We start from the raw sequence: 18,046 nt of genomic DNA, 5'->3' as shown, positions 1-18,046 counted from the left end.
AACGCGGGTCAACCGACCCGCGCTCGCACTACGTGATTTAAACGGCAACAGCCGACTCTTCGAGGAAGTCCTGGGCGAAGCGCTGCAACACGCCGCCGGCCTCGTAGATCGACACTTCTTCAGCGGTGTCGAGGCGGCAGGTCACCGGCACTTCAACGCGCTCGCCGTTCTTGCGGTGGATCACCAGCGTCAGGTCGGCGCGCGGGGTGCGGGCGCCGATCACGTCGTAGGTTTCGCTGCCGTCGATGGCCAGCGTGTGACGGTCGGTGCCCGGTTTGAACTCCAGCGGCAATACGCCCATGCCCACCAGATTGGTGCGGTGGATACGCTCGAAACCTTCGGCGACGATCGCTTCGACACCCGCCAGCCGCACGCCCTTCGCCGCCCAGTCGCGGGACGAACCCTGACCGTAGTCGGCACCGGCAATGATGATCAGCGGCTGCTTGCGCTCCATGTAGGTTTCGATGGCTTCCCACATGCGCATCACCTTGCCTTCCGGCTCGACGCGGGCCAGCGAACCCTGTTTGACCTTGCCGTTTTCCTGAACCATTTCGTTGAACAGTTTCGGGTTGGCGAAGGTCGCGCGTTGCGCGGTCAAGTGGTCGCCACGGTGCGTGGCGTACGAGTTGAAGTCTTCTTCCGGCAGACCCATTTTCGCCAGGTATTCGCCGGCGGCGCTGTCGAGCATGATCGCGTTCGAGGGCGACAGGTGATCGGTGGTGATGTTGTCCGGCAGCACCGCCAGCGGGCGCATGCCCTTCAGCGGCCGCGCGCCGGCCAGCGCACCTTCCCAGTACGGCGGACGGCGGATGTAGGTGCTCATCTCGCGCCAGTCGTACAGCGGCGTGACTTTCGGGCCGGTGTCTTCGTGAATGGCGAACATCGGAATGTAGACCTGCCGGAACTGCTCCGGCTTCACCGACGACTTCACCACCGCGTCGATTTCTTCGTCGCTCGGCCAGATGTCTTTCAGGCGGATTTCCTTGCCGTCGACCACGCCCAGCACATCTTTCTCGATGTCGAAACGGATGGTCCCGGCGATGGCGTACGCGACCACCAGCGGCGGCGAGGCGAGGAACGCCTGCTTGGCGTACGGGTGGATGCGGCCGTCGAAGTTACGGTTGCCGGAAAGCACGGCCGTCGCATACAGATCGCGGTCGATGATCTCTTGCTGGATCACCGGATCGAGGGCGCCGGACATGCCGTTGCAGGTGGTGCAGGCAAACGCGACGACGCCGAAACCAAGTTGCTCCAGCTCGGTGGTCAGCCCCCCTTCATCGAGGTACAGCGCCACGGTTTTTGAACCCGGTGCCAGCGAGGATTTGACCCACGGCTTGCGGGTCAGGCCAAGCTTGTTGGCATTACGCGCCAAGAGGCCGGCGGCGATCACGTTGCGCGGGTTGCTGGTGTTGGTGCAGCTGGTGATGGCGGCGATGATCACCGCGCCGTCGGGCATTTGCCCCGGCACGTCATCCCACTGCCCGGAGATACCTTTGGCCGCCAGATCCGCTACCGCCACACGGGCGTGCGGATTGCTCGGGCCGGCCATGTTGCGCACCACCGACGACAGATCGAAAGTCAGGCCACGCTCGTATTGCGCGCCTTTCAGGCTGTCGGCCCACAGGCCGTTGAGTTTGGCGTACTGCTCGACCAGTTGCACTTGCTGGTCTTCGCGACCGGTGAGTTTCAGGTAGTCGATGGTCTGCTGGTCGATGTAGAACATCGCTGCGGTGGCGCCGTATTCCGGGGCCATGTTGGAGATGGTTGCGCGGTCGCCGAGGGTCAGCGCGGACGCGCCTTCGCCAAAGAACTCCAGCCAGGCGCCGACGACTTTCTGTTTGCGCAGGTATTCGGTCAGCGCCAGCACCATGTCGGTGGCGGTGATGCCGGGTTGCAGCTTGCCGGTCAGTTCGACGCCGACGCTCTCCGGCAGGCGCATCCACGAGGCGCGACCGAGCATCACGCTCTCGGCTTCGAGGCCACCGACGCCGATGGCGATCACGCCCAGCGCATCGACGTGCGGGGTGTGGCTGTCGGTGCCGACACAGGTGTCGGGGAACGCCACACCGTCGCGCACCTGGATCACCGGAGACATTTTCTCCAGGTTGATCTGGTGCATGATGCCGTTGCCCGGCGGGATCACGTCGACGTTTTTGAAGGCCTTTTTGGTCCAGTTGATGAAGTGGAAACGGTCTTCGTTGCGCCGGTCTTCGATGGCGCGGTTCTTCTCGAACGCCTGCTTGTCGAAACCGCCCGCTTCCACCGCCAGCGAGTGGTCGACGATCAGTTGCGTCGGCACCACCGGGTTGACCTGCGCCGGGTCACCGCCCTGCAGGGCGATCGCGTCACGCAGGCCGGCGAGGTCGACCAGTGCGGTCTGGCCGAGAATGTCGTGGCACACCACGCGTGCCGGGAACCACGGGAAGTCGAGGTCGCGTTTGCGCTCGATCAGTTGTTTCAGCGAATCGCTGAGCGTGGCCGGGTCGCAGCGACGCACGAGGTTTTCCGCCAGCACGCGGGAGGTGTACGGCAGGGTGTCGTAGCTGCCGGGCTGAATCGCCTCGACCGCCGCACGGACGTCGAAATAATCCAGGGAACTGCCGGGCAGGTTTTTGCGGAATGCTGTGTTCATCGGGTCAGGACTCGGGTCACGGTAGTTTCAAAGGGTGGGCAGACGCCCGACTCAAGATTCACACCGTCCCTTGTAGGAGTGAGCCTGCTCGCGATAGCGGTAGATCAGTCGACATCAATGGTGAATGTCAGTCCGTCATCGCGAGCAGGCTCACTCCTACAGGGATTTGTGGTGGCTTCAAGGATCGGGTCAGCTCACCATTCAGCGACGTTCGATTGGCACGAACTTGCGCTGCTCAACGCCGATGTACTCGGCGCTTGGACGGATGATGCGGTTGTTGGCGCGCTGTTCGAACACGTGCGCGGCCCAGCCGGTCAGGCGCGAGCAGACGAAGATCGGCGTGAACAGCTTGGTCGGGATGCCCATGAAGTGGTACGCCGAGGCATGGTAGAAGTCGGCGTTGGGGAACAGTTTTTTCTGCTCCCACATGGTCTTGTCGATGGCTTCGGAGACCGGGAACAGCACCTTGTCACCGACTTCGTCGGCGAGTTTTTTCGACCAGCCCTTGATCACCTCGTTACGCGGATCGCTGTCCTTATAGATCGCGTGGCCGAAGCCCATGATCTTGTCCTTGCGCTCGAGCATGCCGAGGGTGCCTTTGATCGCCTCTTGCGGCGACGAGAAGCGCTCGATCATTTCCATTGCCGCCTCGTTGGCGCCGCCATGCAGCGGGCCACGCAGCGAACCGATAGCCGCCGTGACGCAGGAATACAGGTCGGACAGGGTCGATGCGCAAACGCGAGCGGTAAACGTCGAGGCGTTGAATTCGTGCTCGGCGTAAAGGATCAGCGACACGTTCATCACTTTGACGTGCAGTTCGCTCGGCTTCTTGTCGTGCAGCAGGTGCAGGAAGTGGCCGCCAATCGTAGGTTCGTCGCTGACGCAGTTGATGCGCTTGCCGTCGTGGCTGAAGCGATACCAGTAGCACATGATCGCCGGGAATGCGGCCAGCAGACGGTCAGTCTTGTCGCGCTGTTCGGAGAAGTCTTTCTCCGGCTCGAGGTTGCCGAGGAACGAGCAACCGGTGCGCATCACGTCCATCGGATGGGCGTCAGCGGGGATGCGTTCGAGCACTTCTTTCAGTGCTTGCGGCAGGTCGCGCAGCTTGCTCAGCTTTTGCTGGTAGGCGTCAAGTTGTGCCTGGGTCGGCAGCTCACCGTACAGCAGCAGGTAAGCCACTTCTTCGAACTGCGCGTCTGCTGCCAGTTCACGCACGTCGTAGCCGCGATAGGTCAGCCCGGCACCGGCCTGGCCCACGGTGGACAGTGCGGTTTGCCCGGCAACCTGGCCACGGAGCCCGGCGCCACTGAGTACTTTTGCTTCGGCCATTGCTGTCTCCAATCTTCTTGAATTTGTAGGGGAAACGTGTGGGAGCGGGCTTGCTCGCGAAAGCGCTGGATCAGTCGACATCAATGTTGGATATCAGTCCGTCTTCGCGAGCAAGCCCGCTCCCACAGGGTTTAATTCAGCCTTTCTTCTGTGCAAACAACGCATCGAGCTTCTGCTCGAACGTGTGGTAATCGATGCGATCGTAAAGCTCCATGCGCGTCTGCATGGTGTCGATGACATTCTGCTGGGTGCCGTCGCGGCGGATCGCGGTGTAGACGTTTTCCGCTGCCTTGTTCATCGCGCGGAACGCCGACAACGGGTACAGCACCAGCGACACATCCGCCCCTGCAAGCTGCTCGGTGGTGTACAGCGGTGTCGAGCCGAACTCGGTGATGTTGGCGAGGATCGGCGCCTTTACCCGGTTGGCGAACAGCTTGTACATCTCCAGCTCGGTGATGGCTTCCGGGAAGATCATGTCGGCGCCGGCCTCGATGCACGCCGCGGCGCGATCCAGTGCCGACTCCAGACCTTCCACCGCCAGCGCGTCAGTACGCGCCATGATCACGAAGCTGTCGTCGGTACGGGCATCGACGGCGGCTTTGATGCGGTCGACCATTTCCTGCTGGCTGACGATTTCCTTGTTCGGACGGTGGCCGCAACGCTTGGCGCCGACCTGGTCCTCGATGTGAATCGCCGCCGCGCCGAACTTGATCATCGACTTCACGGTGCGCGCCACGTTGAACGCCGACGAGCCGAAACCGGTGTCGACGTCCACCAGCAGCGGCAGGTCGCAGACGTCAGTGATGCGCCGCACGTCGGTCAGCACGTCATCCAGGCCGGTGATGCCCAGGTCCGGCACGCCGAGCGAGCCTGCGGCCACCCCGCCACCGGACAGGTAGATCGCCTTGAAACCGGCACGCTTGGCCAGCAGCGCGTGGTTGGCGTTGATCGCGCCGACCACCTGCAATGGATGCTCGCTGGCGACCGCATCGCGGAAACGCTGGCCTGGAGTGTTCTGCTTGGAACTCATGACTCACCTCGTTCAGTGGCTGTCTTATTGTCGGCGCCGTCCTGGTAATGACGGGCGATGTTGCGTTTCGAGGCGCCGATGTGACGGCGCATCAACAATTCCGCGAGTTCACCGTCACGGTCGGCGATGGCATCGAGAATCCGGTGGTGTTCGGCGAAGGCCTGACGCGGGCGGTTGGGCGTGGTGGAAAACTGGATGCGGTACATGCGCACCAGTTGGTACAGCTCGCCGCAAAGCATTTGCGTCAGCGTGCGATTGCCGCTGCCCTGGATGATCCGGTAGTGAAAGTCGAAATCGCCTTCCTGCTGGTAATAGCCGACGCCAGCCTGGAACGCCGCGTCGCGCTCGTGGGTTTCCAGCACCCGGCGCAGTTCGTCGATTTCTTCGACGCTCATGCGCTCGGCCGCCAGCCGGCAGGCCATGCCTTCAAGGGATTCGCGGATTTCGTAGAGTTCGAGCAATTCGGCGTGGCTGAGCGACACCACCCGCGCGCCGACATGCGGTACGCGCACCAACAGTCGCTGACCTTCAAGCCGATGAATGGCCTCGCGCAGCGGCCCGCGACTGATGCCATAAGTGCGCGCCAGCTCGGGTTCGGAGATCTTGCTGCCTGGGGCGATCTCGCCTTTGACGATGGCCGCCTGGATGCGCCGGAAGACGTTTTCCGAGAGCGTCTCGGAATCCTCGCCGCTGATGACCGGGGGATCGAGTTGATCCAGCATGATTGTCGACACCTTTAAATCCAATGCGGCAAAAACTAGCCAATTCGCCCACATCAGTCAAAGGATAAATACACATTGTCGACAATCGTCTAATAACCCTCCTTGGCTACCCCAAGGGTTATAGACCGGTGCGGGCGCTGGCGCCATAAAACCACCGTGCTAGAATGCCGCCCGCATTTGCTGGCCATTTGTACGGCTTGTCATAAAAAGCTGATAGGCACACGAAGGAACTTGCGCAGTATTGCCAGGCACCTGAACCGAAAACGGAACGCTGCGCACCAGGATTTATGAGACTCAAGCCCTTCCCCACATTTTTTGCGCTGTTTTGCCTGCCCGGCCTCGCCGCGGCGGGGGAAAAAACCGTGTACGGCCTCAACGAATACGCATCGCTTGACGGCATCAATCTGCAAGTCGCGGCCAAACTCGACACTGGCGCCAAGACCGCCTCACTGAGTGCCCGCGACATCAAACGCTTCAAACGCAACGGCGAGTCCTGGGTGCGTTTCTACCTGGCGATCGACGCGGCGCATTCGCACCCGATCGAGCGGCCGCTGGCCCGGGTCAGCAAGATCAAACGCCGCGCCGGCGACTACGACCCGGAAGAAGGTAAAAAGTACACCGCGCGCCCGGTGATCGAGCTGGATATCTGCATGGGCACGGCGTTGCGCAGCATCGAAGTGAACCTGACCGACCGAAGTGCGTTCCAATACCCGCTTTTGATCGGCTCCGAAGCGCTGAAACGCTTCGACGCGCTGGTCGACCCCAGTCTTAAATACGCTGCCGGCAAACCTGCCTGCACCATCGCCGCTCATACCGCCGAGTAATTTCCATGCGTTCTCTAACCTTCCACCTGAAAATCCTGATCACCATTCTGGTGCTCCTGGGCGTTTCGGTTACGGCCTATCAGATTTTCGTGCTCGGCATCCCGGTGACCGAAGACGCTACCGACGACTTGTGGAACATCGACGCCAAAGTCGAGTTCGTCGCCAGCACCAAGGACCCGGTGAAGGTCCAGATGTTCGTGCCGCCCCTGAGCCGCGATTACGTCAGCCTCAACGAAAGCTTTATCTCCAATAATTACGGCGTGGCGGTCAACCGTGTCGACGGCAACCGCAAGGTCACCTGGTCGGCGCGCCGGGCCAAGGGCAACCAGACCCTTTATTACCGTCTGGTGCTGACCAAGCGCTACACCGCGGAAAAATCCAAGATCAAAGGCCCGACCTTCCGCGACAGCATCGCCATCGAAGGCCCGGAAAAAATCGCCGCCGAAGCCCTGCTCGCGCCGATCCGCCAGCACTCGGCCGACGTCGAAACCTTCATCGGCGAAGCGATCAAACGCGTCAACAACGCCAACGATGACAACGTCAAACTGCTGCTGGCCGGCGACCCGTCGACGCCGCATAAGGCGAAGATCGTCGAACTGCTGCTGTCGATCGCTCACGTGCCGGTGGAAAAAGTCCACACCATCCGCCTCGTCGCCGATCAACCGCAAACCCCGGAACTGTGGCTGCGCAGTTTCAACGGCAACGACTGGCTGTACTTCAACCCGGAAACCGGCGAACAAGGCCTGCCGACCGACCGCCTGCTGTGGTGGACCGGTGATGAAAACCTGATCACCATCGAGGGCGCGAAGAAAGCCAACGTGACCTTCAGCCTGAACAACAGCGAGATGAACGCGATTCGTCTGGCCAAGCTGACCGACGAAAACACCGACGCCAACTTCCTCGAATACTCGCTGTACGGCCTGCCGCTGCAGACCCAGCAAACGTTCATGATCATGGTGATGATCCCGATCGGCGTGCTGGTGATCCTGATCCTGCGCAACCTGATCGGCCTGCAGACCCTCGGCACCTTTACCCCGGTGCTGATCGCCCTGGCCTTCCGCGAAACGCAACTGGGCTTCGGCATCCTGCTATTTACCGTGATCACGGCGCTGGGCCTGTCATTACGCTCGTATCTGGAACATTTGAAGCTGCAGATGCTGCCGCGCCTGTCGGTGGTGTTGACCTTTGTGGTGGTGCTGATTGCCGCCATCAGTCTGTTCAGCCATAAACTCGGCCTGGAGCGCGGTTTGTCGGTGGCGCTGTTCCCGATGGTGATTCTGACCATGACCATCGAACGCCTGTCGATCACCTGGGAAGAACGCGGCGCCAGCCATGCCATGAAAGTGGCGATCGGCACCCTGTTCGCCGCCTCGCTGGCACACCTGATCATGACCGTGCCGGAGCTGGTGTACTTCGTGTTCACCTTCCCGGCGATCCTGCTGATTCTGGTCGGCTTCATGCTGGCGATGGGTCGCTATCGCGGCTACCGCCTGACCGAACTGGTGCGCTTCAAGGCTTTCCTGAAGAAGGCTGACGCCTGATGTTCGGTTTCTGGAAGACCTGGAAGGCGCTGGAGGCGCGGGGCATCATGGGCATCAATCGGCGTAACGCCGACTACGTGCTCAAATACAACAAGCGCAGCCTGTACCCGATCGTCGATGACAAGATCATCACCAAGGAGCGCGCCATCGCTGCCGGCATTCACGTGCCGGAGCTGTACGGCGTGATCTCCACGGAGAAGGAAATCGACAAGCTCGACGCGATCATCGGCGGGCACAACGACTTCGTGATCAAGCCCGCCCAGGGCGCCGGCGGTGACGGCATCATCGTCATCGCCGACCGCTTCGAGGGCCGCTATCGCACGGTCTCGGGCAAGATCCTTGCCCATGAAGAACTCGAACACCACATCTCGAGCATCCTCACCGGCCTGTATTCGCTGGGCGGTCACCGCGACCGCGCACTGATCGAATACCGGGTGACTCCGGACCAGATCTTCAAGAGCATCAGCTACGAAGGCGTGCCGGACATCCGCATCATCGTGCTGATGGGCTATCCGGTGATGGCCATGCTGCGCCTGCCGACCCGTCAGTCCGGCGGCAAGGCCAACCTGCACCAGGGCGCCATCGGCGTCGGTGTCGATCTCGCCACCGGCCTGACCCTGCGCGGCACCTGGCTGAACAACATCATCAACAAACACCCCGACACCACCAACGCGGTGGACGGCGTGCAACTGCCCTACTGGGACGGCTTCATGAAGCTCGCGGCTGGCTGTTATGAGCTTTGCGGGCTGGGTTACATCGGTGTGGACATGGTGCTGGACCAGGAGAAAGGTCCGCTGATTCTCGAGCTGAATGCGCGGCCGGGGCTGAATATCCAGATTGCCAACGATTGCGGGCTGACCCAGCGTACGCACGCGGTCGAGGCGCATCTGGAAGAGCTGAAGGCGCGTGGGGTGACGGAGTCAGTTGAAGAACGGGTGGCGTTTACTCAGGAGATGTTTGGGCATATTCCGGCGGTCGAGGGCTGAAGCTGAAAAGCTGAAGAGCCCCTCACCCTAGCCCTCTCCCGGAGGGAGAGGGGACTGACCGTGTTGGATGCTCGAAGTACATCGACCTGCAAGTTCGAGTCGAACTCAGAACTTGAAAAGCATGAAGATCCGCCCCCTTTCCCCCTCGCCCCCTTGGGGGAGAGGGCTGGGGTGAGGGGGTAGCTTTTGATTTTGATCTGGCAGCCGAGAGGACTACAATCCCCACCCCGCCTCGATGGCCGATCTGCCCCGCCCATGTTGACCTGTTCCGTACACCCGCTGCCCTACCGCGCCAACCCCGCCGACTACTTCGCGGCCATCCGCCATGCACCCGGCGCCGTGCTGCTCGACAGCGGCCGGCCGAGCGCCGACCGTGGCCGTTATGATCTGCTCAGCGCCTGGCCGCTGGAACAACTGGCGGTGTTGCCCGACGAAAGCGGCAGCGTTTTCCTGCAACGCCTGCGCGATAATCTGAGCCGTCTGGGCGAGGCGCAGTTGCCTGGCGAATATGACCTGCCATTCGCCGGCGGCCTGATCGGCTACCTGAGCTACGACTTTGGCCGGCATCTGGAACACCTGCCGAGCCAGGCCCGGGATGATCTGCAATTGCCCGACGCGCGGTTCGGCCTGTACGACTGGGCGCTGATCAGCGATCACCAGACCGCCACCAGCCAACTGGTGTTTCACCCGTCACTGGCCGACAGCGAGCGGCAACGGCTGATCGCGCTGTTCAGCCAACCGACTTCAGCGCCGCTGACGCCGTTCAAGCTGGACACGCCGATGACCGCCGATCTGTCGGCCGATGACTATCGCCAGGCGCTGGAACGCATTCATCAATACATCCAGGCCGGCGACTGCTATCAGGTCAACTTCGCCCAGCGTTTCCGCGCACCGTGTCAGGGCGATCCGTGGCTGGCCTATTGCGCGTTGCGCGAGGCCTGCCCGACGCCGTTTTCCGGTTTCCAGAGCCTGCCCGACGGCGACGCGGTGTTGAGCCTGTCGCCGGAGCGCTTCGTCAAAGTCAGCCAGCGCCAGGTGGAAACCCGCCCGATCAAGGGCACCCGCCCGCGTGGACTGACGCCGGCCGAAGACGCCGCCAACGCCGCCGAACTGCTGGCCAGCCCCAAGGATCGCGCGGAAAACCTGATGATCGTCGACCTGCTGCGCAACGACCTCGGCCGTACCTGCCGCATCGGCTCGGTGCGGGTGCCGGAGCTGTTCAGCCTGGAAAGCTATCCCAACGTGCATCACCTGGTCAGCAGCGTGACCGGTGAACTGGCCGAGGATCGCGATGCGCTGGATCTGATTGCCGGCAGTTTCCCCGGCGGCTCGATCACCGGCGCACCGAAGATCCGTGCGATGCAGATCATCGATGAACTGGAACCGACCCGGCGCGGTTTGTATTGCGGTTCGTTGCTGTACCTGGACGTACGCGGCGAGATGGACAGCTCCATCGCGATTCGCAGTCTGTTGGTCAAGGATGGGCAGGTGTGCTGCTGGGGTGGTGGCGGGATCGTGGCCGATTCGGACTGGCAGGCGGAGTATCAGGAGTCGATTACCAAGGTCAGAATCCTCCTCGATACCCTGCAAAACCTATAACTTTTTGTGGCGAGGGAGCTTGCTCCCGCTGGAGTGCGAAGCGCTCCCCAAAATCTTACGACTGCTGCGCAGCCGAGCGGGAGCAAGCTCCCTCGCCACAATGTTGTAATTACAAACTCAAATCCCGGTTTGAGGCTTTGAGGAATTCCTGCTTCAACTCGACAAACGTATGCACCGCCGGAAACTGCGGGAACTCGCGAATCACGTTGTCCGGCGCATGAAACAGAATCCCCGCGTCCGCCTCGCCCAGCATGCTCGTGTCGTTATACGAATCTCCCGCCGCAATTACCCGGTAGTACAGGCTTTTGAACGCCAGCACCGACTGACGCTTGGGATCTTTCTGACGCAATTGATAGCTGGTCACTCGCCCGCTGTCGTCCGTGATCAGGCGATGGCAGAGCAAGGTCGGGAAGCCCAGTTGCCGCATCAGCGGCTGGGAGAATTCGTAGAAAGTGTCCGAGAGAATCACCACCTGAAAGCGCTCGCGCAGCCAGTCGACGAACTCCACCGCGCCGTCCAGCGGCTTGAGGGTGGCGATCACTTCCTGGATGTCCGAGAGCTTCAGGCCGTGCTCGTCGAGGATGCGCAGGCGCTGCTGCATCAGCACGTCGTAATCGGGAATGTCCCGGGTGGTGGCCTTGAGGGATTCGATTCCGGTTTTTTCGGCGAAGGCGATCCAGATTTCCGGCACCAGTACCCCTTCAAGATCCAGGCAAGCAATTTCCACAAGACACTCCCGTTTGTAGTGATTATTGAGTCGAGCGAGCCCGAACTCTAGCGACTCCCCCGCCACCGCGCAACGCAGCGGGCACACCCTACTCCGCCGCTTTTTGTTACCATCGCCGCCATATAGAGCGCCCAGCGCCACCGACCTGTAGGAAGCCGCCCTGATGAGCCCAACGTTCGATGTCGTGGAACTCGCCACGACCTATGCCAACAAATCCGCCCAGGACATCCTGAAACTCGCGTTCGCCGAGTTCGGTGACGAGCTGTGGATATCTTTCAGTGGTGCCGAGGATGTGGTGCTGGTGGACATGGCCTGGAAGCTGAACAAGAACGTCAAGGTGTTCAGCCTCGACACCGGCCGCCTGCACCCGGAAACCTATCGCTTCATCGATCAGGTGCGCGAGCACTACAAGATCGATATCGAACTGGTGTCGCCGGACTACACGAAGCTGGAACCGTTCGTGAAGGAAAAAGGCCTGTTCAGCTTCTATAAGGACGGCCATGGCGAATGCTGCGGCATCCGCAAGATCGAACCGCTGCGCCGCAAACTGTCCGGCGTCAAAGCCTGGGCCACCGGCCAGCGCCGCGATCAGAGCCCGGGCACCCGCAGCGCCGTGGCGGTGCTGGAAATCGACACCGCGTTTTCCACGCCCGAACGCACCCTGTACAAGTTCAACCCGCTGGCGCAGATGACCAGCGAAGAGATCTGGGGTTACATCCGCATGCTCGAACTGCCGTACAACAGCCTGCATGAACGCGGCTTCATCAGCATCGGCTGCGAACCGTGCACCCGCCCGGTGCTGCCGAACCAGCACGAGCGCGAAGGCCGCTGGTGGTGGGAAGAAGCGACGCAGAAAGAGTGCGGGCTGCATGCGGGGAATATCATCAGCAAGGCGTAAATCTCGCCCCAATGATGTCTCCCCCTGTGGAAGCGGGCTTGCTCGCGAAAGCGGTCTGTCAGTCAGCGAATTTGTTGACTGGGAAGATGCCTTCGCGAGCAAGCCCGCTCCCACATTTGCTTCGTGGTGCCATGAAAAAAATGTGTACACACGAATGTCACCATCGGTGCCATTTATGTGTGCACTTTTTGCTTTCACGCCCTGAAAAGTTACATCCCTGCTGAATTCCCCTGCGTTCTGCCACCTGCGCAAAATCCCTCGCAAAAAATAAATACCTGTTCAATCGGTCAATTTATAACCAATTATTTTCAAACACTTAGCGCTCATCGATAACTTTTCGAAATGAGCGCATCGCTGCATAGATCGCTGACTGGCACAGATCTGGCTTTGGTGCATACATGTTTTGTATACAAAACTGCAAAACATCAATCCACACTTTCGATCCGCAAGCCTGAAGCGCCCTATCCCGTACAGGCTGCAGATGCCCCGTAACCAGTGATGTCTGCTGGCCGCGACGAAGATTTGTCGAGCACTGAGCTCATGCACAGTCATCGCGGCCCCGCCCATCAGGAGCCTGCCGGAATGCGTACAAGTCTCTCCAACAACATCGCGCTGAATCTGCCCGCCTCTGCCCTCGACCAGCCATTGCCCGACGCGGGTCTGGCCCAACCGTTACAACTCAGCCCGCGCCTGCACAACAGCGACCTGGCACCGACCCGCGCCGAAGGTCGGCGCTGGGGCAAATACAGCATCTTCGCCCTGTGGACCAACGATGTGCACAACATCGCCAACTACTCGTTCGCCATCGGGCTGTATGCGTTGGGCCTGGGGGGCTGGCAGATTCTGCTGTCGCTGGGGATCGGCGCGGCGCTGGTGTACTTCTTCATGAACCTGTCCGGCTACATGGGGCAGAAAACCGGGGTGCCGTTTCCGGTGATCAGCCGGATCAGTTTCGGCATCCACGGCGCGCAGATTCCGGCGTTGATTCGCGCGGTGATCGCCATCGCCTGGTTCGGCATTCAGACGTATCTGGCGTCGGTGGTGTTTCGCGTGCTGCTGACGGCGATTCACCCCGGTTTCGCCGATTACGACCACAACTCGATTCTCGGCCTGTCGACGCTGGGCTGGGTGTGCTTCGTAGCGATCTGGTTCGTGCAGCTGGCGATTCTCGCCTACGGCATGGAAATGGTTCGCCGTTACGAGGCTTTTGCCGGCCCGGTGATTCTGCTGACCGTCGCCGCCCTCGCCGCGTGGATGTACACCCAGGCCAACGCGACCATTGCCTGGTCGATCCGCGAACCGCTGAGCGGTGGCGAAATGTGGCGCAACATCTTTGCCGGCGGCGCCTTGTGGCTGGCGATCTACGGCACGCTGATCCTGAATTTCTGTGACTTTGCGCGTTCTTCGCCGTGCCGCAAGACCATCAAGGTCGGCAATTTCTGGGGCCTGCCGGTGAACATTCTGGTGTTCGCCGCTATCACCGTCCTGCTCTGCGGTGCGCAATTTCAGATCAACGGACGGATCATCGAAAGCCCGACCGAAATCATCGCCTCGATTCCCAATACGTTCTTTCTGGTGCTCGGTTGCCTGGCGTTCCTGATCGTCACCGTGGCGGTGAACATCATGGCCAACTTCGTCGCCCCGGCCTTCGTCCTCAGCAACCTGGCGCCGAAGTACCTGACCTTCCGCCGCGCCGGGCTGATCAGCGCGACCATCGCCGTGCTGATCCTGCCGTGGAACCTCTACAACAGCCCGCTGGTGATCGTGTACTTCCTCTCCGGCCTCGGCGCCCTGCTCGGCCCGCTGTACGGGGTGATCATGGTCGACTACTGGCTGATCCGCAGAGGCCGGATCAACGTCCCGCAGCTGTACAGCGAAGACCCCAACGGCGCCTATTACTACAGCCGTGGAGTGAATTTCCGCGCCGTGGCGGCGTTCATTCCGGCAGCGCTGATCGCCATCGTTCTGGCGCTGGTGCCGGGCTTCCACAGCATCTCGCCGTTCTCCTGGCTGGTGGGCGCCGGCATTGCCGCGATGCTCTACCTGATCATCGCCAAACGTCAGCCGCACTACGCCGACGTCAGTGGCGAATCGATCGCCGTCGACAACGTCAGCCATTAACTTCCTTGCGGCCCGGGTTTGGGCCGCTGAACTGCCCGCAATAAGGACTTCCCATGCGTATTCTTGTGGTCAACGTCAACACCACCGAATCCATCACCCAGGCCATCGCCCGCTCGGCGCAGGCCGTCGCGTCTCCCGGTACGGAGATCGTCGGCCTGACACCGTTCTTCGGCGCCGACTCGGTGGAAGGCAATTTCGAAAGTTACCTGGCGGCCATCGCCGTGATGGACCGGGTGATGTCCTACGACCAACCGTTCGACGCGGTGATTCAGGCCGGTTACGGCGAGCATGGTCGCGAAGGTTTGCAGGAACTGCTCAACGTGCCAGTGGTGGACATCACCGACGCCGCCGCCAGTACCGCGATGTTTCTCGGTCACGCCTATTCGGTGGTGACCACGCTGGATCGCACCGTGCCGCTGATCGAGGATCGACTGAAACTCTCGGGCCTGTGGGATCGCTGTGCCTCGGTGCGGGCCAGTGGTCTTGCGGTGCTGGAGTTGGAGCACGAACCACAGCGCGCACTGGAAGCCATCGTGCAGCAGGCGGAACTGGCGGTGACCCAGGACAAGGCCGAAGTGATCTGTCTGGGCTGCGGCGGCATGGCCGGGCTGGATGAACAGATTCGTCGCCGCACCGGGGTGCCGGTGGTGGATGGCGTGACGGCGGCGGTGACCATTGCTGAATCGCTGGTGCGGCTGGGGTTGTCGACGTCCAAGGTGCGGACTTACGCGACGCCACGGCCGAAGCAGATCATTGGCTGGGCGGAGCGGTTTGCTCGCTGAGTTCACAGACGAATACCGAGTCGTATCCTTCGCGAGCAAGCCCGCTCCCACATTGGATTTGTGAACGCCACAGATCCAATGTGGGAGCGGGCTTGCTCGCGAATGGGTCAACTCGGTGCCACGTCTTGCTCAGAAAGCACTGAACCGCCGAGCCAACCCCTGCTGCGCAAACTGCTCAATCACAAAATCGACAAACGCCCGAGTCTTGCCCGGCAATAATTTATGCTCGGCGTAATAGATCGAAATATTGCCGTCATCGATGTACCAGTCCGGCAGCACCCGCTGCAACGTGCCCGCCTCGAGGTAACCCACGGCAAACGGCATGCTGACCAGTGCGATCCCCAGACCTTGCGCTGCCGTGGCGCAGGCGGCTTCGGAGTCGCTCATGGTCATTCGCGTCTTGAGGCTCAAGGGCTGACAGAGCTGACTGCGGCCACTGATCAACTGCCAGGAGCGCACTCGACCGGTTTGCGGCGAACGAATCAGGATGCCATCGTGACGTTGCAGGTCATCCGGTTCGGCGATGGCTTCTTGCTTTTGCAGATAGTCAGCAGATGCGACCAACACACGATGCGCGGGTGCCAATCTGCGTGCGACCACGCCTTGGGGCAATTCAAAGCCGCCGCCAATCGCCGCATCGAAACCCTGCCCAATCAAATCGACCTGACGGTTATCAAAATGCCAGTCAGGGTTGATCGCCGGAAACCGACGTAAAAATTCTTGCAGCAATGGCACGATGTACAAGCGCCCGAATACCGTGCCCATGCTGACTTTCAACGTCCCCGCCGGCAGCCCTTCCACACTCGCCAGATTGGCCACCGCATTCTGAATCGTCGTCAGACTGCCACTGACCTGACTCAAAAACAGCTGACCGGCCTCGGTCAGGGTCAGGCTGCGTGTACTACGCTGGAACAGCCGTACACCGAGCCGCACCTCGAGCTTCGCCACACTCTTGCCGACGGCGGCCGGGGTCAGGCTCAAGCGCCGGGCGGCTTCGGCAAAGCTGCCGACTTCGGCGCTGCGCACGAAGCATTCGATGCTGCTGAAAGTTTCCATGATCGCCACTATAAACTTCTGGTTTACACAGACTATAGCAATCATGGTCTACACGGTTGTCGATGCGAGGCCGATACTCGGCTCCAACAACAAGGCACCCCGCCTTGAATTTTCTGGAGATCGAACATGACCACTCAACACCTCAGCGGCAAAGTCGCTCTGATTCAAGGCGGTTCCCGTGGTATCGGCGCCGCCATCGTCAAACGCCTGGCCGCCGAAGGCGCCGCTGTCGCATTCACCTACGTCAGCTCCACCGCCAAGGCCGAAGAGTTGCAGAACAGCATCACCGCCAGCGGGGGCAAAGCCTTGGCGATCAAGGCCGACAGCGCCGATGAAGCCGCAATCCGCAATGCTGTCAGCGCCACCGTCGAAGCCTTTGGCCGCCTGGATATTCTGGTGAACAACGCCGGCGTCCTGGCCATCGCGCCGCTGGAAGACTTCAAACTGGAAGACTTCGACCAGACCCTGGCGATCAACGTGCGCAGCGTGTTCATCGCGTCTCAGGAAGCCGCCAGACACATGGGCGAAGGCTCGCGCATCGTCAACATCGGCAGCACCAACGCCGACCGCATGCCCTTCGGCGGTGGCGGGGTGTACGCGATGAGCAAATCGGCACTGGTCGGCCTGACCAAAGGCCTGGCCCGTGATCTGGGCCCGCGCGGCATCACCATCAACAACGTGCAGCCCGGCCCGGTCGACACTGACATGAACCCGGCCCATGGCGATTTCGCCGAGAGCCTGATCCCGCTGATGGCCGTCGGTCGTTACGGCACCGCCGATGAAATCGCCGGTTTCGTCGCTTATCTGGTCGGCCCGGAAGCCGGTTACATCACCGGTGCCAGCCTGACCATCGACGGTGGTTTTGGCGCCTGATTGCGCTGAATCCCGGATACAAAAAACGCCGCGCCTCCTTACAGAGGGCGGCGTTTTTTTATCGGCGCTTATTGGCTGATCAAGCCCATTCCAGCGCCGGCAAACCGCAGGCACTCGGGGTGAACGCCTTGAGCGTGCGCAGAATCCCGTCGGCATGCGCGTATTTTTCATCGGCCATGGCCGCGTCGGGAATCGCAATGGCAGTCATTCCCGCCGCTTTCGCGGCGGTGACGCCAAACGGCGAATCCTCGAAGACCAGACAGTCTTCAGGCGCTACACCCAGACGCCGGGCGGCGGTGAGAAAGATGTCCGGCGCCGGTTTTGCTGCGCCAACTTCCGGGTCGTCGGCGGTGACGATGAAATCGAACAGGGCAAACCAGTCGCGGTGCAAGGTGGTTTTCTGGCCGAACGACTGCCGCGACGAACTCGTGCCCACGGCGATCGGAATGTTGTGCGCCTTGAGGTGACGAATCAGCTCCTCCGCGCCCGGCATGGCCTGGGCCTTGGGAAAGCGTTCACGCATCAGTGGTTCGCGGATCAGCAGAAACTCTTCGGCGCTGATCGGCAGATCCAGCGCCTGCACCACGTAGTTCGCCAGATCATTGGCCCCGCGACCGATGATGTTCTGTTTGATGCTCCAGTCGAAGGTCCGCCCGTAACGCTCGGCGATGAGCGAGGTGACCTCGGTGTAGATGCCTTCGGTGTCCAGCAGCAAACCGTCCATGTCGAAAATCACGGCCTTGATCGGGCCAAACGTCTTCATCGGTGCATTCATCATCGGATCCGTTATCAAAAACATCCCGGGCGGCCCAAACGGCGCCGCTACGCGGATCTGATTAATGGGTTCAGCAGCATAGCGAGGCCAGCGGACATTGAGCAACGGGCAATGTTTACGGGCGGTGGAATGACTCGCTGACATTTAGCGA

At 61.2% G+C, this 18,046-nt stretch carries 15 protein-coding genes; 8 read left to right on the top strand and 7 right to left on the bottom strand.

The features are described from left to right. Nucleotides 1-37: 37 nt before the first annotated feature. From acnD to E3Z29_RS11930, 4 genes are all read right to left on the bottom strand, one after another. On the bottom strand, nt 38-2,632 hold the full coding sequence (gene acnD, locus E3Z29_RS11955) for a Fe/S-dependent 2-methylisocitrate dehydratase AcnD (protein WP_134785842.1): 2,595 nt from the start codon (nt 2,630-2,632) through the stop codon (nt 38-40). Between the two features lie 201 nt (nt 2,633-2,833). Beyond that, nucleotides 2,834-3,961 carry a 2-methylcitrate synthase gene (gene prpC, locus E3Z29_RS11945; protein ID WP_134785841.1) on the bottom strand — a complete coding sequence of 376 codons (1,128 nt, stop codon included), beginning with the start codon at nt 3,959-3,961 and terminating at the stop codon, nt 2,834-2,836. Between the two features lie 136 nt (nt 3,962-4,097). Beyond that, nucleotides 4,098-4,991: a methylisocitrate lyase gene (prpB, locus tag E3Z29_RS11935; RefSeq protein WP_007960897.1), complete on the bottom strand. Its 894-nt coding sequence runs from the start codon at nt 4,989-4,991 to the stop codon at nt 4,098-4,100. Then, entirely contained in the window at nt 4,988-5,710 is a 723-nt protein-coding gene (locus E3Z29_RS11930) for a GntR family transcriptional regulator (RefSeq protein WP_177416209.1), read from the bottom strand. Before E3Z29_RS11930 ends, prpB begins: the two co-directional genes overlap by 4 nt. Before the next feature lie 290 nt (nt 5,711-6,000). Between E3Z29_RS11930 and E3Z29_RS11925 the strand changes: the two genes are divergently transcribed. From E3Z29_RS11925 to pabB, 4 genes are all read left to right on the top strand, one after another. Further along, entirely contained in the window at nt 6,001-6,537 is a 537-nt protein-coding gene (locus E3Z29_RS11925) for an ATP-dependent zinc protease (RefSeq protein ID WP_025110318.1), read from the top strand. 5 nt (nt 6,538-6,542) lie between these two features. Beyond that, nucleotides 6,543-8,078 carry an inactive transglutaminase family protein gene (locus E3Z29_RS11920; RefSeq protein WP_007960894.1) on the top strand — a complete coding sequence of 512 codons (1,536 nt, stop codon included), beginning with the start codon at nt 6,543-6,545 and terminating at the stop codon, nt 8,076-8,078. Continuing rightward, on the top strand, nt 8,078-9,064 hold the full coding sequence (locus E3Z29_RS11915; protein ID WP_103484624.1) for an alpha-L-glutamate ligase-like protein: 987 nt from the start codon (nt 8,078-8,080) through the stop codon (nt 9,062-9,064). Before E3Z29_RS11920 ends, E3Z29_RS11915 begins: the two co-directional genes overlap by 1 nt. 255 nt (nt 9,065-9,319) lie before the next feature. Continuing rightward, nucleotides 9,320-10,663, top strand: a complete 1,344-nt coding sequence (pabB, locus tag E3Z29_RS11910; RefSeq protein WP_134785840.1) for an aminodeoxychorismate synthase component I — start codon at nt 9,320-9,322, stop codon at nt 10,661-10,663. A 109-nt stretch (nt 10,664-10,772) separates the two neighbouring features. On the opposite strand, the gene thrH is transcribed toward pabB, so the two are convergent. Further along, nucleotides 10,773-11,390, bottom strand: a complete 618-nt coding sequence (gene thrH / locus E3Z29_RS11905; protein ID WP_098967943.1) for a bifunctional phosphoserine phosphatase/homoserine phosphotransferase ThrH — start codon at nt 11,388-11,390, stop codon at nt 10,773-10,775. Nucleotides 11,391-11,553: 163 nt separating this feature from the next. Between thrH and E3Z29_RS11900 the strand changes: the two genes are divergently transcribed. The 3 genes from E3Z29_RS11900 (at nt 11,554) to E3Z29_RS11885 (ending at nt 15,191) form a co-directional block, all read left to right on the top strand. Next, nucleotides 11,554-12,288 (top strand): phosphoadenylyl-sulfate reductase, encoded by a 735-nt coding sequence (locus E3Z29_RS11900; protein ID WP_003223260.1) that lies wholly within the window; start codon nt 11,554-11,556, stop codon nt 12,286-12,288. A 582-nt stretch (nt 12,289-12,870) separates the two neighbouring features. Continuing rightward, nucleotides 12,871-14,409, top strand: coding sequence for an NCS1 family nucleobase:cation symporter-1 (locus tag E3Z29_RS11890; RefSeq protein WP_134785839.1), 1,539 nt, complete (start codon nt 12,871-12,873; stop codon nt 14,407-14,409). A gap of 53 nt (nt 14,410-14,462) precedes the next feature. Continuing rightward, nucleotides 14,463-15,191 (top strand): aspartate/glutamate racemase family protein, encoded by a 729-nt coding sequence (locus E3Z29_RS11885; protein ID WP_027613303.1) that lies wholly within the window; start codon nt 14,463-14,465, stop codon nt 15,189-15,191. Between the two features lie 129 nt (nt 15,192-15,320). Here E3Z29_RS11885 and E3Z29_RS11880 read toward each other — a convergent pair whose 3' ends face one another. Next, nucleotides 15,321-16,247, bottom strand: a complete 927-nt coding sequence (locus E3Z29_RS11880) for a LysR family transcriptional regulator (protein ID WP_098968494.1) — start codon at nt 16,245-16,247, stop codon at nt 15,321-15,323. 126 nt (nt 16,248-16,373) lie between these two features. Here E3Z29_RS11880 and E3Z29_RS11875 point away from each other — a divergent pair, with 126 nt between their 5' ends. Then, nucleotides 16,374-17,120 (top strand): 3-oxoacyl-ACP reductase family protein, encoded by a 747-nt coding sequence (locus E3Z29_RS11875; RefSeq protein ID WP_134785838.1) that lies wholly within the window; start codon nt 16,374-16,376, stop codon nt 17,118-17,120. A gap of 79 nt (nt 17,121-17,199) precedes the next feature. Here the strand turns inward: E3Z29_RS11875 and E3Z29_RS11870 are convergent, their stop codons facing one another. Beyond that, nucleotides 17,200-17,895, bottom strand: a complete 696-nt coding sequence (locus E3Z29_RS11870) for an HAD-IA family hydrolase (protein WP_134785837.1) — start codon at nt 17,893-17,895, stop codon at nt 17,200-17,202. Nucleotides 17,896-18,046 lie beyond the last annotated feature (151 nt).

This window comes from Pseudomonas sp. S150 (genome assembly GCF_004526365.1).
Lineage (GTDB): Bacteria > Pseudomonadota > Gammaproteobacteria > Pseudomonadales > Pseudomonadaceae > Aquipseudomonas > Aquipseudomonas putida_A.
The sequence above is the reverse complement of the archived record's forward strand: the minus strand, read 5'-3'. Positions and strand labels throughout refer to the sequence as shown.

Bases quoted from the DNA above. Each gene is read 5' to 3' on its own strand.
- E3Z29_RS11900 (WP_003223260.1), top strand. From the start codon at position 11,554: ATGAGCCCAACGTTCGATGTCGTGGAACTCGCCACGACCTATGCCAAC.
- E3Z29_RS11875 (WP_134785838.1), top strand. From the start codon at position 16,374: ATGACCACTCAACACCTCAGCGGCAAAGTCGCTCTGATTCAAGGCGGT.
- pabB (WP_134785840.1), top strand. From the start codon at position 9,320: ATGTTGACCTGTTCCGTACACCCGCTGCCCTACCGCGCCAACCCCGCC.
- E3Z29_RS11880 (WP_098968494.1), bottom strand. From the start codon at position 16,247: ATGGAAACTTTCAGCAGCATCGAATGCTTCGTGCGCAGCGCCGAAGTC.
- prpC (WP_134785841.1), bottom strand. From the start codon at position 3,961: ATGGCCGAAGCAAAAGTACTCAGTGGCGCCGGGCTCCGTGGCCAGGTT.
- E3Z29_RS11890 (WP_134785839.1), top strand. From the start codon at position 12,871: ATGCGTACAAGTCTCTCCAACAACATCGCGCTGAATCTGCCCGCCTCT.
- E3Z29_RS11915 (WP_103484624.1), top strand. From the start codon at position 8,078: ATGTTCGGTTTCTGGAAGACCTGGAAGGCGCTGGAGGCGCGGGGCATC.
- E3Z29_RS11925 (WP_025110318.1), top strand. From the start codon at position 6,001: ATGAGACTCAAGCCCTTCCCCACATTTTTTGCGCTGTTTTGCCTGCCC.
- E3Z29_RS11870 (WP_134785837.1), bottom strand. From the start codon at position 17,895: ATGAATGCACCGATGAAGACGTTTGGCCCGATCAAGGCCGTGATTTTC.
- prpB (WP_007960897.1), bottom strand. From the start codon at position 4,991: ATGAGTTCCAAGCAGAACACTCCAGGCCAGCGTTTCCGCGATGCGGTC.
- E3Z29_RS11920 (WP_007960894.1), top strand. From the start codon at position 6,543: ATGCGTTCTCTAACCTTCCACCTGAAAATCCTGATCACCATTCTGGTG.
- acnD (WP_134785842.1), bottom strand. From the start codon at position 2,632: ATGAACACAGCATTCCGCAAAAACCTGCCCGGCAGTTCCCTGGATTAT.
- E3Z29_RS11885 (WP_027613303.1), top strand. From the start codon at position 14,463: ATGCGTATTCTTGTGGTCAACGTCAACACCACCGAATCCATCACCCAG.